This is a genomic window from Comamonas aquatilis, assembly GCF_965139575.1.
Classification (GTDB): Bacteria; Pseudomonadota; Gammaproteobacteria; order Burkholderiales; family Burkholderiaceae_C; genus Comamonas; species Comamonas aquatilis.
This window is the reverse complement of sequence record NZ_CBCSIW010000003.1, coordinates 264847-281108: the sequence shown is the minus strand read 5'-3', so window position 1 is coordinate 281108 and position 16262 is coordinate 264847. Positions and strand designations below refer to the sequence as shown.

Annotated in this window: 14 protein-coding genes; all 14 read right to left on the bottom strand. The window is 51.1% G+C overall.

The genetic code is table 11. The features are described 5' to 3' along the window. Nucleotides 1–10 precede the first annotated feature (10 nt). The 14 genes from ACNAZA_RS06345 to ACNAZA_RS06280 all read right to left on the bottom strand — a co-directional run bounded on the left by ACNAZA_RS06345 (nucleotide 11) and on the right by ACNAZA_RS06280 (nucleotide 16217). Nucleotides 11–1501 carry a sensor histidine kinase gene (locus ACNAZA_RS06345; protein ID WP_415795629.1) on the bottom strand — a complete coding sequence of 497 codons (1491 nt, stop codon included), beginning with the start codon at nucleotides 1499–1501 and terminating at the stop codon, nucleotides 11–13. Between the two features lie 137 nt (nucleotides 1502–1638). Then, entirely contained in the window at nucleotides 1639–2358 is a 720-nt protein-coding gene (locus ACNAZA_RS06340; RefSeq protein WP_415795628.1) for a response regulator transcription factor, read from the bottom strand. A 177-nt stretch (nucleotides 2359–2535) separates the two neighbouring features. Beyond that, nucleotides 2536–3426 (bottom strand): acetylglutamate kinase, encoded by an 891-nt coding sequence (gene argB, locus ACNAZA_RS06335; protein ID WP_205589461.1) that lies wholly within the window; start codon nucleotides 3424–3426, stop codon nucleotides 2536–2538. Nucleotides 3427–3551: 125 nt separating this feature from the next. Further along, nucleotides 3552–5552: a polysaccharide biosynthesis protein gene (locus ACNAZA_RS06330; RefSeq protein ID WP_415795627.1), complete on the bottom strand. Its 2001-nt coding sequence runs from the start codon at nucleotides 5550–5552 to the stop codon at nucleotides 3552–3554. A gap of 51 nt (nucleotides 5553–5603) precedes the next feature. Then, nucleotides 5604–6155 carry a sugar transferase gene (locus ACNAZA_RS06325; RefSeq protein ID WP_415795626.1) on the bottom strand — a complete coding sequence of 184 codons (552 nt, stop codon included), beginning with the start codon at nucleotides 6153–6155 and terminating at the stop codon, nucleotides 5604–5606. Then, complete coding sequence (locus tag ACNAZA_RS06320) at nucleotides 6155–7096, bottom strand: NAD-dependent epimerase/dehydratase family protein (RefSeq protein ID WP_415795756.1); 942 nt, start codon at nucleotides 7094–7096, stop codon at nucleotides 6155–6157. The genes ACNAZA_RS06325 and ACNAZA_RS06320 overlap by 1 nt, the downstream gene beginning before the upstream one ends. After that, nucleotides 7096–8322: a glycosyltransferase family 4 protein gene (locus tag ACNAZA_RS06315; protein ID WP_415795624.1), complete on the bottom strand. Its 1227-nt coding sequence runs from the start codon at nucleotides 8320–8322 to the stop codon at nucleotides 7096–7098. Before ACNAZA_RS06315 ends, ACNAZA_RS06320 begins: the two co-directional genes overlap by 1 nt. Before the next feature lie 2 nt (nucleotides 8323–8324). Further along, nucleotides 8325–10100, bottom strand: a complete 1776-nt coding sequence (locus ACNAZA_RS06310; RefSeq protein ID WP_415795623.1) for a glucosamine 6-phosphate synthetase — start codon at nucleotides 10098–10100, stop codon at nucleotides 8325–8327. Nucleotides 10101–10167: 67 nt separating this feature from the next. Next, complete coding sequence (wecB, locus tag ACNAZA_RS06305; protein WP_415795621.1) at nucleotides 10168–11250, bottom strand: non-hydrolyzing UDP-N-acetylglucosamine 2-epimerase; 1083 nt, start codon at nucleotides 11248–11250, stop codon at nucleotides 10168–10170. 61 nt (nucleotides 11251–11311) lie between these two features. Next, a complete protein-coding gene (locus ACNAZA_RS06300; RefSeq protein ID WP_415795620.1) occupies nucleotides 11312–12424 on the bottom strand; it encodes a glycosyltransferase in 1113 nt (370 codons plus the stop codon). Then, on the bottom strand, nucleotides 12421–13557 hold the full coding sequence (locus ACNAZA_RS06295; protein ID WP_415795755.1) for an N-acetyl sugar amidotransferase: 1137 nt from the start codon (nucleotides 13555–13557) through the stop codon (nucleotides 12421–12423). The genes ACNAZA_RS06300 and ACNAZA_RS06295 overlap by 4 nt, the downstream gene beginning before the upstream one ends. Before the next feature lie 5 nt (nucleotides 13558–13562). Further along, a complete protein-coding gene (locus tag ACNAZA_RS06290; protein ID WP_415795619.1) occupies nucleotides 13563–14324 on the bottom strand; it encodes an AglZ/HisF2 family acetamidino modification protein in 762 nt (253 codons plus the stop codon). Beyond that, nucleotides 14309–14938, bottom strand: a complete 630-nt coding sequence (gene hisH, locus ACNAZA_RS06285; protein ID WP_415795618.1) for an imidazole glycerol phosphate synthase subunit HisH — start codon at nucleotides 14936–14938, stop codon at nucleotides 14309–14311. The genes ACNAZA_RS06290 and hisH overlap by 16 nt, the downstream gene beginning before the upstream one ends. Before the next feature lie 25 nt (nucleotides 14939–14963). Beyond that, complete coding sequence (locus ACNAZA_RS06280) at nucleotides 14964–16217, bottom strand: O-antigen polymerase (RefSeq protein WP_415795617.1); 1254 nt, start codon at nucleotides 16215–16217, stop codon at nucleotides 14964–14966. Between the last annotated feature and the right edge of the window lie 45 nt (nucleotides 16218–16262).

The window sequence follows — 16262 nt, the reverse complement described above, 5'->3', positions numbered from 1 at the left end:
ATACCCGTTCCTAGAGCACCTTGCCATCATCAGTGCTCTCCGCTGGAGCTTGAATCGGCAACTCAAGTCTGACCAGCAAACCTTTCCCGCTGCTTGCTTCATCAAAACTGAGCGCACCCTGGTGCAGCTGCGCGATCTCGTCGGCAATCGCCAGACCCAGACCCGTGCCTTCGCCCACCACGCCCTGGGCCCGATAAAAACGCTGGGTGATCTGGCTGCGCTCGGCCTCGGGCACGCCCGGGCCATCGTCGTCGACTTCCACAAACGCCCAGCCCGTGACGCCAGGCAGACCCAGGAGCACAGAATCATCCGTGCCCAGCGGCGTCTGGCGCTGGCCGCAACGCAAGGTGACGCTGCCGCCTTCGGGCGTGTATTTGATGGCGTTTTCTACCAGGTTGGAGACCAACTCGCGCAACAGCCAGCTGTGGCCCCAGACACAAACCGGCTCAACCTCCAAACCGAAATCCAGGCCCTTGTTGGAAGCGCTGTCAATGAACAGCTCCAGCATGCTCTCGCACAAGTCCTTGAGCTCGACTTTTTGAATCGGCTGCATTTCCGCATTGCGTGCATCGGCCCGAGACAGGGCCAACAGCTGGCGCGCCAGCTGCGAGGTGCGGCGCGTGGCGTCTCGCAGCTGCTCGATCTGCGCCACGCTGAGCACCACCTGAGCCTCTTCGCCGGTGCGCTTGGCAATGCGCTGTGCTTCCTGCCCACTCAGAGCCCAGGCCTCCACCTGGGCCTGCAGCGCAGCCAGCGGGGTGCGCAGCTGGTGGGCGGCATCGGCCACAAAGCGGCGCTGACCTTCGGCCTGGGCATTGACCAGAGAGAACAAGCGGTTGAGCGAGTGCACCAGCGGCCGCACTTCCTCTGGCGAGGTTGTCTCGTCAATCGGGCTCAGATCGCGCGGCGAGCGCCGCTCCACGGCCTGCGTGAGCTTGTGCAAAGGCTTGAAGGCACGGCTTACCGACCAGTAAATCGCCACGGCAGCACCGGCAATCAAGAGCAGATTGGGCAGCAGCACATGCATGAGCAGCTGGCGCACCCACTGCTGGCGCACATCGGAGCTGTCGGCCAGCATCACCACCATCTCGCCCGCGCCATAGGTCTCGGCCTTGAGCACGCCCACCCGATAGGTGACACCGTCGTGCTCCTGGCTGTGAAATTCGGCCAGCGAGGTACCGGGAACGTCAAACTTGATCCAGGTATCGCCGGCCACCACATTGCCATTCAGATCGCCAATGGCATAGCCCACCTCATCGCCCTGGCCGCGCAAGAAATCCTCCACCGAAGGCGCCAGCGATACCAGAGGCGGCGTGCCTTCGGCAATCGAGGGGGCCAGCACGGAATCAGCCAAGGCCGGCAGCAGACGCAGCAGGCGCTGGTCGTGCTGGGTGGACGCTGCATCTGCCGAGCTGTAACTGAACCAGCCACCCATGAGCGCCAGCAAAACCAGCGGCACAAGCAACAGCACCAGCAGGCGTAAACGCAGATTCGCGGTCATGGCGCCAAGTCGTGAGAAAAATGCACAGACACTATATAAACCATAGCGGCATGCGCATTCATTGAAACGATTTCAATCTTGTTTGATTTCGAAATCAAAACAATGCGGGCGCAAACAGCTATTACTTTTTACTTTAATCAGCCCGCTTCAGGCATCAGCTCCAGCCTGTAGCCAAAGCCTCGAATGGATCGCAGCGCCACGCCATGGGGCTCCAGCTTGCTGCGCAGGCGCGAGACATAGACTTCCACGGCATTGGGCGTGATTTCGCGATCCCAGCCGGTCAAGGCCTGCAAAAGCTTGTCCTTGCTGGCCGGCTTGGGGGCGTTGAGCAGCAAATACTCCAGCACCGTCCATTCGCGCGGGCCCAGGTCTATGGGCAGCAGCCTGCCTTCGCTCTCGCCGTCTTGCTGCGCCTGGCGGGCACCGGCCCGACGGCCTGCGGTATCCAGTTCTATGCAGCCAAAATTCAGCACGGCGGACGTCGCTGCCTGCGAGCGACGCATGAGGGCACGCAGGCGCGCCAGCAGCTCGGGCAACTCGAAAGGCTTGACCATATAGTCATCCGCGCCCAGATCCAGGCCCTGTACCCGGTCCTGCAAGGCATCGCGCGCCGTAAGAATCAGCACCGGCATGGCCTTGCTCTCCATCTCGCTGTTGCGCAAGCGGCGGGTCAGCTCCAGCCCGTTAATCCCCGGCAAGCCGATATCGATCACCGCCACATCAAAAGCTTCGGAAGCCAGCACCTCCAGCGCACGCTCGGCGCTGCCCACCCAGTCCACGGCATAACCAGCGTCAGAAAGACCCAGCTTGATACCGCTGGCTACCATCACATCATCTTCCACCAGAAGCAAACGCATACAGTCCTACCTAGCTCAAAAAACAAAAAGCCGCCCGAAGGCGGCTTGCTGCAGGACCTGATAACAGGACCGCACTCAAATAAAGGCCTCGCGCGACAGTAGTGGATCGTAACGCGTTCCGCAAGTGCTCACCTCGGGCAAGTACCTTGCGTCAGGGCCTGACAGCTAACCCAAAGCTCAATGGCTGCGAATCATGGTGCCGTAGGCTTGATCGGTCAGGATCTCCAGCAGCATGGCATGCGGCACGCGGCCATCAATGATATGCACCGCATTCACGCCGGCCTTGGCTGCATCCAAAGCACCCGAAATTTTGGGCAACATGCCGCCGGAAATCGTGCCATCGGCAAACAAACCATCAATTTCACGCGCCGTCAGATCGGTCAACAGCTTGCCGGCCTTGTCCAAAACGCCGGGAGTGTTGGTTAAAAGCACCAGTTTTTCAGCTTGCAACACAGTCGCCAGCTTGCTGGCCACCACGTCGGCATTGATGTTGTAGCTTTCGTTTTCCTCGCCAAAACCAATGGGGCTGATGACGGGAATGAAGGCGTCGTCCTGCAACGCCTTCACCACGCTGGGATCAATGGCCACGATATCGCCCACTTGGCCCACATCATGCTCGATGCTCGGATCCTTGTTATCCAGCATCTTGAGCTTCTTGGCGCGAATCAGACCACCGTCACGACCTGTCAGGCCCACAGCCTTGCCGCCGGCCTGATGGATCAGACCCACGATGTCTTGCTGTACCTCGCCGGCCAACACCCACTCCACCACTTCCATGGTTTCTTCATCCGTCACGCGCATGCCCTGGATGAATTCGCCCTTCTTGCCCAGACGTCCCAGCGCCGCTTCAATCTGCGGCCCGCCGCCGTGCACCACCACCGGGTTGATGCCCACCAACTTGAGCAGAACCACATCTTCTGCAAAGTCGGCCTGCAAGGCTGGGTCCGTCATGGCGTTTCCGCCATACTTGATCACCATGGTCTTGCCATGGAACTTGCGAATGTACGGCAATGCTTGGGCCAGAATTTCGGCTTTGTCGCGGGGGGCAATGTGGGTGATGGGGTCCATGGATGCGAATGCCTGCAGAAACAGGGCTCAAACAAGTTAAAAATAAAAGGCCGCTGAACAGCGACCTTTGCCTTCTATAGCTGAATTTTGCCTCAACTGAGATGACACATAAAGAATGGCCGTCTTCAGAGAGCCGCAGGATGGCTTGCCAGCTGCTGTGTAGCGGCACTGCCCATGCGCTGTGCTTCATTGCCACAGGAGCGAACATAGCCACTGACCAGTTGCGACAACACATCGTTAATCACTTGAGCATCGCCCGCCTTTGCCGCTGCACGCAGGGTCAGCAGATGAGGTAGCAATTGCTCCCATGACAAAAACTGCTCATGCGCCTTCATGATGCGTGGATGATCCGTGGTTTCAGGATTGTCGCCAATCAACAGCTCTTCATAGAGCTTCTCGCCTGGGCGCAAGCCCACCACCTTTATCTCAATATCACCTGAAGCATTGGCATCATCCTTGACCGTCATCCCGGACAACTGAATCATGCGTCGTGCCAAATCCACGATTTTCACAGGCTGGCCCATATCCAGCACAAACACATCTCCCCCATTGCCCATGGCACCCGCCTGCAAAACCAGCTGAGCCGCTTCGGGGATCGTCATGAAATAACGGGTAACTGCCGCATGCGTGACCGTCAGCGGCCCGCCGCTTCGCAACTGATTGCGAAACAGCGGCACGACACTGCCGCTGCTGCCCAGTACATTGCCAAAGCGCACCATGCAAAAACAGGTCTTGTTTGCTGTCAGCGCGCTTTCTGACTCTTCATCGATGGCGGCAAAACCTACCGCCGATGCACCAGCCATAGCCTGGAGCACCAACTCGGCCATGCGCTTGCTGGCACCCATGACGTTGGTCGGCCGCACAGCCTTGTCGGTAGAAATCAGCACAAAGCGCTCAACTCCCAGCGCCATGGACACACGGGCCACATTGAGTGTGCCGAAAACATTATTCAAAATACCTTCGGCCGGATTTGCCTGCACCAAGGGCACATGCTTGTAAGCCGCCGCGTGGTACACAGTATGGGGTCTGCAATCCGTAAAAATGGCACTCAACCGGCGCAGATTCCGGATACTTCCCAGCCGAGGCAAAAGTTGCACAGACAGTCCATGCTCTTTGCACAGCAACTCGAGATTGCGGTGAATTTCGTACAGGCCATACTCATTGTGCTCGACCAGTACCAAGGCACGTGGCCGCTCTTGAATGATCTGCCGGCACAACTCACTGCCAATGCTGCCACCCGCCCCTGTCACCAGCACCACTTTATCCGCCAGATCCCGTGCAAGCAATTGCGGATCCGGTGCGACGGGATCTCGGCCCAGCAGGTCCTCAATGTCCAACTCCTGGAAATCTGTCACCGACACCTTGCCCGAAGCAAGGTCCAGCATTCCTGGCAGCGATCGCACATGCACAGGCAGCAATTGCAACTGGTCAATAATTTCTCTGCGCCGCAGGCGGTTCAGAGAGGGAATGGCCAACAGGATGTCGGAAATCCGGTGTCGTTGAACGAACGAAGCTACATCCGCAGGCGCAATAATAGAAACACCGTTGATAGTGCGCCCAATCTTGCCCAGATCATCATCAACAAACCCACGTACAGCGAACTCACGCATTACACCCAGCGCCGATGCCGTCTGTACTCCCGCTTCGCCGGCACCATAAATCAGTAGATGCTTTTTAGGAGCTGACTCATGCTCGGCATCGCTCACTCCGGACAACCAATAGCGAGCGAGAATGCGCCAGCCACCAGCCAGCAGCAAAAATAGAATTGGCTGAATCAGGCCAATACTGCGCGGCACACCATCCCAGCGCGCCCATAGCAAAGCCACAAAAAAGAAAATGCCGTAGATAACAACGGAAATCGCGGTCGCTACGACAGCCGGCATACCGGCATAACGGAATATGGCCCGGTAAAGACCCATGCGAACAAAGATAGGCACGAATAGCACAACAGCCAGACCGTACACCTTGGCCTGATCCATCACCGGCCAGCCGATCTGGTCAATGCGAAGATAGAACGCCAACCAGACCGACAACAACGCAGCCGCACCATCAACTAACAACACCAATGCTTGCTTAACGCGTCGAGGCAATCCAAGCAATGACAACAACCCTGTACTTAGCAACATAATGCCTTCCTTGCAGGAACACCTTCCGCTTTGTTTTCCGGGATTCGCCACTCACTTGCCTACCGCGTCACCGCGCCCCCCTCCCATCACAGTTTGAAAAATAAAACGGAAATACCCTGCGATAGTCAAATTAGCCAACATCTTTGCATCCATCTCTGCAAGTAATTCTGGCGTTGACATATCAATACCATTGACTTGAGCCAGCCCAGTAATGCCTGGTCGCACAGAAAACACTCCATTGCGCTGACGCGCATTGAGAAGCTCTGTTTGATTGAAAAGCCCTGGCCTAGGGCCTACGAGGCTCATATCACCCTTGAGCACGTTCCACAACTGTGGCAACTCATCTAGCTTGGTGCGACGCAAAAACTGGCCCATGGGGGTAATGGCCTGGGCATCGGCCAAATGGCTGGCCACCGAAGCCGTCCCTACACGCATGGTGCGGAACTTCACCAGCGTGAATGGCTTCTGGTTTCGCCCTACCCGTTCTTGCCGAAACAACGGCGCACCCGTATCAAACAAGCCCACTACATACACCACAAAAAGTAGCGGGAACCCCAGCACCAGCCCCAGAAAAGCGAAAAAAATATCTAGCAAACGCAGCATCACAACCCCTCACCACTCAAAGACCGCATGGCCGTTTGCATATCCACCGGAGGCATCCAACCCAACAATGCTCTGGCCTTGCCAATATCTACCTGCAAATCACCACAAACTTTGTCCACTACCTGAGCCTTACCCAGCAGCAGCGCCCCTGCTCGCATCAGCGACACCGGCACAGGCAACAGCCGTGCAGGGTAGCCTACCGCCTGCCCAATACGCTGCAAAAGCAACGTCGTGGACACATCCTCTGCATCACCCGCCATAAACACCTGGTTTGCCGCAGAAGGGTGCTTGGCACACAGTGCAATCAAATCCACCAAATTTTCTAACGCTACCAGTGTGCGCCGGTTATGCACGGCACCCAACGGGAGCCAAGTACCCCGCCGCACGGCCGAAACCAAGCGTCCAAAATTGCCAGGCGCTTGCGGGCCATAAACCAATGGGGGCCTGATAATAACCACCTCCAACCCCGTCTGCGCAGCGATGGAACACAAGCCCTGTTCAGCCTCCCACTTTGAAAGCGCATAAGGGCCCGCTGGAGAAGGCACATCGTCCGAAGTAAATGGTTTGCCATAAGTGGCTACGCCATTGACCCCCACCGAACTGACAAACACGAAGCGCTTCACTCCTGCGGCTACCGCCTGACGGGCCAAATTCAGCGTTCCAACCACATTCACGCGCCGGTATTCAGTCAAGGGGTCTAACGCCTCGTCCCGCATGATATGGGCGCGAGCTGCGGCGTGAATGACCACATCCACCCCTTGCAATGCCGCAGTCCAATCGGTATCCGCTTCCAAATTAGACACAACCACAGCCCCAACTACGCAAGCAGCCTGGGCCGCAGAGCGGTATACCGGGCGTACGGGTATGCCACAGCCAATCAACTGTTGAAAAACCCCTTGACCAATGAAGCCGGAAGCTCCTGTTAATAAAAAACTGCCCATCAGCACTTTATATCTTTTAATATAGATTCAAAGTCCCTAGCTAATTTTGAATACCTTCTATTCTCCAACAACCAAGCTTTCCCATTTTCCCCAATTTTTTCAATTTCAAATTTCTCCATCTTCAAAATTTTCTTAATTGAATCAATCAACGCAGCACTATCACCAGCAGGAACAAAAAAACCGCACTTAGCCTCATTAATCATTGAAGGATACCCAGAGTATGATGCCAAAATCATTTTCCCGGAAAGCATATAATCAACTATTTTATTCAAGGATTGTCCAAAATTCCAAACCTTGGAATGGAATGTTGAAAAATAAACAACATCACACTTTTTCAAAACAGACTGAACTAAATATCGATCCACCCTAGGAAGAAAAATAACATTTTTCAAGTGCGAATATTTCTTTTGAAAATCCTCCTTCAACGCACCATCACCAAGAATATAAAATAAAACATCATCACTTTCATCGAAATTTTCAGCCGCCTCAAAGAAAACATCTAGCGCATTAGTAATTCCAACAGTACCCGCATATATTATTTTTAATTTATTTTCAGGAAAAATATCATCATCGCAATATTTAGGAGAACCCGAAAAATCCTTTAGCAAGGCCTCAGAAACCCCCATTGGAATGCAATAAACAGGAGCTGTCGATGAGGAAACAGCTCTAACATGCTCTTCCAAGTTTGGCATGGTCCCAATTATTGCATCAGATCTCACATAACCAAGTCGCTCGATAAATGATAAAAATTTAACAAAAGGATTTTTATCAGAAAATCCATTTTCCTCAATAATTGTTAGCGGCCAAATATCTCTTATCTCAAATATCAATTTACATCCGTATTTTTTCTTTAAAAAAATACCATTAATTATAGTCAACAAAGAAAGACTAGAAATAACAATCACATCTGGCTTGGGCAAACTATTCTTACGAAGCCAAAAAACATTCCATTCAAAATGCAGCCAGCTTAATATTCTTTTAAAAGATTTTGCCGCACCATACTTCATTGTTCTTAACCAAACAATATCCAAACCCTCTTTATTTTCCTTGGTTACTGCCTTATTTAAAACCTCCGTCTCCCACACGGAATTTGAATCAGACGCAATAACAACAACACAATAACCCAAATCTGAAATTTCTTTCAATAAATTCCAGTCACGTCCACCAGGTGTTGAACTCGTTTTAGGTGCAAAGTATTTATTAATATACCAAATATTTTTCTTCATAATTAAGCATGCTCTTTATAAAGCCTAGGTATACTATTTACAATACTTATAACCTCATTAAAATTCAAACCAAGCGCATCAAGATACCAGCGAATATTCTGATAACGGGGACGATTTTCTTCACGCACCAAATCCAAAGCGCGCTCACGGGTAATTTCCCCCTCACGCACTTGATTGCTGCGGAACGTATCATGCTCAGAGAAGCCAGCAACAAGATAATAAATATAGTTGTAAAAACCTGCAGTGCCGTCTCCGATGCGCCATGTGGTACTAGTGTCGACAGCCAACTCCCAACCATAATCATTGACTAGCGTGTCATCAATCGCCTTCTCATCCCAGCGCCAGTAATCAAAAATATGATAATAGTCCTTCTTCTCAGTGAAGCTGCGGTAGTACTCCCCTGACAAGGTATCCCATAACGAGCTATTGAAATAACCTGGACTTTTCAACATGGCCTTGAAGCGCAAACTCTGATACTCAATTTGCTTATGCCATCCATGCATATAAACCCGTTTTTCATCAAAAGCGGGCGGCACACCAAGAAATCCCGCTTTAAAGTGCGTAACTTCCAGTGGATTCACACCCCAAAGATTCAGATTTACACCAGTTTGCTGCTTCACTGTCTCAACATGGCGAAAGAAATGTTTGTCGCCGGCAGTCAAGATGCTGATCATTCCAAGGTGTGGATTCTTTAACCAAGCCTTGAGATTTGTGGCAATATTTCTGCGCTTCTTGGCTATATCGTCTGCGACGATGATGTTTTCCACGCCTAAAGCAGCGCACATGCGGCTAATATTCCGGCGCCCAAGATCTGTCACCATACCCCAATCGTAGGTGTAGGTGACTGGATTCATCTTTAGTTCTTTGACGATCAAATGCAATCCATAGCAACTGTCACGCCCGCCAGAGAATGGCACAATGCAATCGGTTGCACCAGCACGACGATAATTTTCCACCAGATTGAAAATTTCTTCTTTTGGTTTTGGAACATTTCGCGGGGTGTAGTGATGACAATAATTGCATACACCATTCGAATCAAACGAGATGAATGGCATAGTTTCTGGAAGAATACAGCGCGTGCAGCGACGCAAGTTTGGCCTTGGATAGAGCAACTGCTTCTCTTCCACTGCCACATACTGAAATTGAGGGATAAGATTATGCGTACGCTGAATATTATCAGAGATCTTAATTTCGGTATTAATCGGCAATTCCAAAATAATAGAATCTTCTCTAACTTGCTTAATATTCAAACAACCAATCTGACTAAGTGGATATTTTTCGGAAGAGAAGCAAACACCATCCTGAAGTGAACCAAAGTACAGACTACCATTATTTGAAAACAGTACGGCTCTACCCAATCGGGGTATAACGATAGCGCAGGCAACCACGCCCACACATAAATCAAGTACTTTTTTTGCCAAGCCATCCAAACTATCACCAGACTCTTCAAGGTGCTGTTCAGCAATGGCGGCAATCACTTCACTGTCAATTTCAAGCTTTCGGGAAGGCTTGATTTTCGTCCAGACATCAGCGTCGTTAACGATAATTCCATTGTGGATAACACAAATACCACCACGAACTATCGGTTGATTATCTGAGAGACCATTAGTAATCAGCCTGCTATGGCCAAAGACAAACGACGAATCAAAAGGCTTTACCTCTGAAATCAACCTTTTTATATCGTAATCCGCGCGCGCAACCTGATAGGCTGAACGATCGGCATAAATCAACCCGCTAGAGTCTCGCCCCCGCTGCCGCGCATGCAGGGCTAGAGTCATCAAACTCTTTTTGTTGACTTGATTTTTAGCAATAAATCCAAATATTCCGCACATATATCTTCCAAGTTCAAACAGCGTGAAACACTCGCTTGAGTTGGGTCACAACGTGCCGAGCCGCTGCCCCTCCACCGTAAAGCTGTCCATCGTCGCTTACCATTCGTCCCAAATTGGCTCTTGCTGCACTAACAATAGCTTCAGCATCCGCCCCCACCAGGGTATTGGCCCCCACTTGCACCAACTCCACCCACTCAGTCTGATCACGCATCGTCACGCAAGCTTTGCCAAAGAAAAAGGCTTCTTTCTGCACCCCGCCGCTATCGGTCAGCACCAAGGCACATCGGCGTAGCAGAGCGACCATCTCCAAGTAGCCTATGGGATCTATTACCTGTACATCCAGCGTCAAACCCGCCTTGGCAATGGCCGCGCGAGTACGTGGGTGTAGCGGTAAAACCACCGACGCCACACTGGAGTGCAATGTGTTCAATGCGCCCACAATAGCGGCTAGGCGTGCCGGATCATCGGTGTTCTCTGCGCGATGCAAGGTGGCCAGAATAAAGCCATCGCCCTCTACACAGCTCACCTGGGTGTGCTCCGCCGCCTGGGAAAACAGCAGCGCTGCATCCTGCATCACGTCGCCCACTTGCAAGAGTTGCACCGGCTTGTCGCTAAAACCTTCGCGCACCAGATTGTCCATCGCAGTCTGGGTAGGACAAAAAAGAATGTCACTGATTTGATCAGTGAGGATGCGGTTGATTTCCTCGGGCATCTTCATATTGAAACTACGCAGCCCCGCCTCGACATGCGCCACCGGAATGTGCAGCTTGGCAGCAGCCAACGCGCCTGCCAGGGTAGAGTTAGTATCGCCATAGACCAGCACGCAGTCAGGCCGTTCGGCCAACAGAATGCCCTCAATCTCGATCAGCATGCGCCCTGTCATCTCACCATGGCTGCCGCCGTGAATGTCAAGCTGATGATGCGGACGCGGGATGCCGAGCTGCATGAAAAACACGTCGGACATGTTGGCGTCGAAATGCTGGCCAGTGTGAACCAATACCTCTTGCAAACCAGACGTTTGGGCAATGGCGCGCGAGACGACGCTAGCCTTGATGAACTGCGGGCGAGCACCGACGATGGTGAGAATTTTTTTCATCAAATTTCTTTATGTTTAGAGCCTACAGCACTTGCAGTATCTGGCAGGAGCTAGATCCAGCTTAGATTCCCTCCAACCCTTTATAGAACTCCAGTAACTTGGCCTCTTCCAAAGTCCAGTTGTATTTTTCTGCCACTGCACGCTGCCCGTTGCGCCCCATACGCTCAGCCTCTTGAGGGTGTGTGACCAGGTAATCAATGGCCCGTGCAATGGCTGAGGGATCCAATGGATCCACACACAGACCACAGGAATTGCCTTCGATAATTTCGCGCCATAAAGGAAAGTGCGACGCGATTACAGGCACGCCAGCACTCATGTATTCGAACATCTTGTTGGGTTGGGCATCGATGTGATTGGGCGCAGGCAAGAACGTCACTAGGCCCGCCACCGATCTGACAAGTACTTGTGCGACCTCGTTGCGCCCCAGGAAACCCAAGGCATCCACCTGCCGCCAACCCATATCTCGATGGGCTTGTGCCTCCACCTCTGGTTCACCGAACGCGCCGACCAACTGCAAGCGTGCCCCACTGGTCAGCAAATTCATGGCCTGCACTACCTCCAGAATGCCGCGAATGCGGCCTATGCCGCCCACATAGCACACCTGCTCTTGCTTCTGTAGCCAATCCACCTCACCACTGGAAAGTTCGCCCAGCAACGGAAAGTTGTTGATATCTACCGTGCGTACGCCCATGGCTGCAAACTTCTCACGAATGAAAGGCGTTGCAGCCACGACGGCATCCAGCCTGCTGCAGGCTCGGCGCTCATACATGCCAAACACACGCGAAAGCAACCAACGGGCGGGTGGATTCAAGTAAGGCTTGCTTAGAAGTTGCTTAGGCACATCCTCATGCGCATCGAAAATCACCTTCTTGCCAACCTTTTTAAGCTTCAGCCCGATGGGAATCAGCTCGGGGTCGTGCAGGTGATAAACATCTGCATCCAGCAGCAACGCCTTGGACAGCACCCGCCCTGGTGCTTGACGTATGCGATCAAGACGCCCCAGAGAAGCACCCACATCGTGGATCGCCACGCCGCTTTTCACTTCGTCTCCGTTGCCATCTGCCACTACCAGACTGACGGTATAGCCGTGATTGGCGAGCGAAGTGCATTCCTTAAGGAAGATCCGGGTATCGTAGCGAGGATGTGCGGACGTGAGATGAGCAATTCTTGTCACGAATACACCCTAATATCGCGCCCCAGCGCCTTTGTCACCAACCCTTGCACGCGCTTTAGCGCTCTATAACGAGCATCCCAATTTGGGAATTCCGTATAGTGATGAATGGGGGCTCTCATCAGTTCATCAAACTCCTGACGCGATATGCGAAGTTTCTTGCAGAAATAAGTGATATCAATTTCCAGCTCGGCCGGGCTATATAGTGGCTCCTGGAGCTTCTCCAGTACCTCGTCACGCGTCATCTGACCAGAAACGATCAAGCTAGAAAAATGGGGACGGCGCTTGTCCATACCAAATTTTTGCGGAAGATAATAATTCTGAAACAACTTTGTGAAAACGGATTCTCCGTGTTTTCGCGGGTAAGGCTTATATCCAACCGTCTCTTCCAACTCTTTGAGCGCAGCCGCCTTGTCGTAAGGCATGTAATTCAATGGCCTTACCGTTCGCATCTTCTTGACGAATGGATACCACAAGTAACAATCAAAAAAACTAATTGTCTCGTATTTGGCAAGTTTGCGCTCACCATATTTTTTATGAATAGCTTTGAGATTCACGGAATCCATAGCACTGCCATGCCATGCCGACGGGAAAATTCCCTCTGTCGCCAGATTACCGCCTGACAATATGTAGCGAACACGATTGCGGGTTGCAAAATGGTAAAGGCTGGAAAAGAAGATGTGATCTTGCGCCACGTCCTGATTGGCTACAGCCGCACGCAAATATGCCAATTGCAAATCACGCATGTCCTCCCAATCCACCACATGAGTATGCAAGTCATAGCCGCAATGCTTGACGATGGCCTCGATATTAGCCACGGCCAATTCACTATTCCATCCAGCGTCCACATGCATGACCAGTGGACGCAGCCCCCACTCGTGAACCTTGAGGGCAAGATAGGAACTATCCACTCCGCCACTTAGACCCAAAATGCAGTCGTACTCTTGCCCTTTCCCGCTGACCTTGATCTGCTGCACCATCTCAGCCCAGCGACGACGCCCCTCTTCGTTGGGAAACCATTCCCTGCCTGCCCGTTCGTCAAATTGGCGGCAATGGTTACAAACGCCCTGTGAGTCAAATGTAATCTCCGAATCGGTCGTGTCCATCACGCACCGGGTACAGCACTGGTATTTCATCGTGTTCATGGTTGGGAAAATTTTTGTTCCAGTTCGGCAGCCTTGGGATAGTTGATAAGCACCGCTCGGTGCTTTCCATGAAACACAAACATGCTGCCTGCAGCGACGGCCGAGGCGCCACCTTCGTACACGGCTTGGCGCAAATGCTCCATTGTTCCCGCGCCGCCGCAAACAACCACCGGCACTGGCGCCTGCGCCACACTGCGCACCAGTGCTAGGTCGTAGCCAGCCATTGTGCCATCGCGCTCAATGTCGTTGACGAACAACTCACCCACACCAGCCTGCACCAGGTTTTGAATGTGCTGCTGCAAATTCAACCGCGTCTGTACCGTAGCGGACTTGGCTACTACGGCGTAACCGCCCAACAGCTTGCGCCTCACATCCACCGCCCCCACGATGGCCTGACTTCCAAATACATCTACAGCAGCACGAATCGTGTCGGTGGATTCCGTGGCCAGGGTATTAATTACCACCTTCTCCACGCCCGAACGGATCAGGCGCCGAATCTGCTCCAAGCTACGCACTCCACCGCCATAGGCTACAGGCATGAAAGCTTCGCCGGCCATTTCGGCAATCAATTCATAGTTGGGTTCCCGCCCCTCGCGTGAAGCATCGATATCAAGGATGACGATTTCATCCGCCTCTTTGTCACTAAAAATACGCACAGCATTAACCGGATCGCCCACATATACCGCATTCTTGAACTTTGTGGTCTTCACCAGTCCATTGCCACGCACTAGCAAACAAGGAATTACACGCGCTTGCAAGATCGATCTCCTCCTACGAAAGCGGCTAGCAATTGCTTACCGAAACGATGACTTTTCTCAGGATGGAATTGCACCCCGGCAATATTGTCGCGCACCACCCCAGCAGCGAAATCAATACCGTAATTCGCCTGTAGCAAAATATTTGCTGAATCTTGTGGAGCCATGTAATAGCTGTGCACGAAATAAAACCGTGCCTCTGCCGTCATGTCCTTCGTCAGCAGATTGGTGGGCTGGATCGGCTGCACCCGATTCCAGCCCATATGTGGAATTCTCAGGCCAGGCAGTGCCGGAAAACGCTTGACCCACATATCAATCCAACCCAGCCCCGGCTCCTGCCCTTCTTCACTGCCATGACCCAACATCTGTGCCCCCACGCAGATGCCCAACAGCGGCACACAACGTTGTAAAACTTGCTGCTCCAGCACTGGGATCAGACCACTGGCACGTAAATTTTGCATGCAGGCGTCGAATGCGCCATTACCCGGCAGGATGATCCGCTCGGCCTGCTCCACCTCATCAGCGCGTGCAGTAACTTTACATGGCAAGCCTAGTCGCTGCAGCATGTTTGCCACGGCAGCAACATTTCCAATATCGTAATCAATGATTGCAATCATCCAAATACTTCCTAGCTAACTTTGATCACTCGCAATTTCCGGATTCACGGGTTTTTGACATATAAAAAGCTATGACTAACAATCCAATTCCGGAAGAAACAAGAGCCGTGGTCGCCGACTGCTCTAAAATTAATATGGAATACATTATAGAAATAAGAATAAATATCTTATTCTTAAACCGAATAGAATTCAAAAAAGAAAGAAAACATCCAACAAAAAACATAACAAACACATACCCAAACAAACCATACTGAGCCAAAAAATACAAAAATGTATTTGTGTTTGCATTGGTATCAGGCAACCCCAGAAAATCCTCTCCCACATACACACTGATTGATTTCAAGGTTGGGACTACCAAGCCATGGCTCCATGAAAAAATATTGCTATTGATTAATTCAAAATACGCCCCAATGAGATAGCTACCTACATAAAAAAGCCGTCGAATAAGGTAATCCTCTAGATAGGAGTATCCAAAAATCAAAAGCTCCAGCCAAACCAATGCAAAACAGCCAAGAAAAATATAGCCAATCGATACATAAAAATGACGTCCATCACCGCCCCTCCTCAAAGAATGGGCAAATAATCCAGAAAAAATCATATAAATAACCGGAGCCTTAACACCATATATGTAAAAAAATCCCAAATACAGGAAAAACCCAATCAACAAGAATATCATTCTGCGCCAAAAAACACCAATAAAAACTAAAATAGGAAGGACACCATTCATAACCATAGCCGAAAGATAGGATTGAACCGATCCTGTGCCATATACATCCCGAGCCTCAATTCTTCTGGTATAGCTATCAGCAAAGGAAAAAGAGGCAGACTCCGGCCTATTTAGGAGCAGCATAACAACCGTCAACACAGATACTAATAAAATTATTTTTTCGATTAAGCTTTCTCGCGCAATGGAGAACTTAGGAAGCTTTAACTCCATACCACAAATAAATAATACACAAAAAAATGGAGCCGCAACCAAAATCAAGTTAAATACAACTGTACCATTCCCCCTCCCCCAAATATCGGGAAAGACAGAATATGGCACAATGACTATCAGCCCATACAGCAAAAGAAAAAAATCGGAAGGTTTTTTGTACTCTCTCCCCATCAAAAACGAAGTAAACAGAATTGCAGTCAAAAATAAAATAAAATATTCAAAATCAATAACTATTTGGCCATAGCCTTGATATTCATTAGAATAATACCCATGATAATAATAAATAAAAACAAGATTAACTACATATGCTATGGACTTTAATGTCGCAAAAAGCCCTTTCATTTTTTTCCCTTACTAAGTTTATAAGAAATAAAAATATATAATATA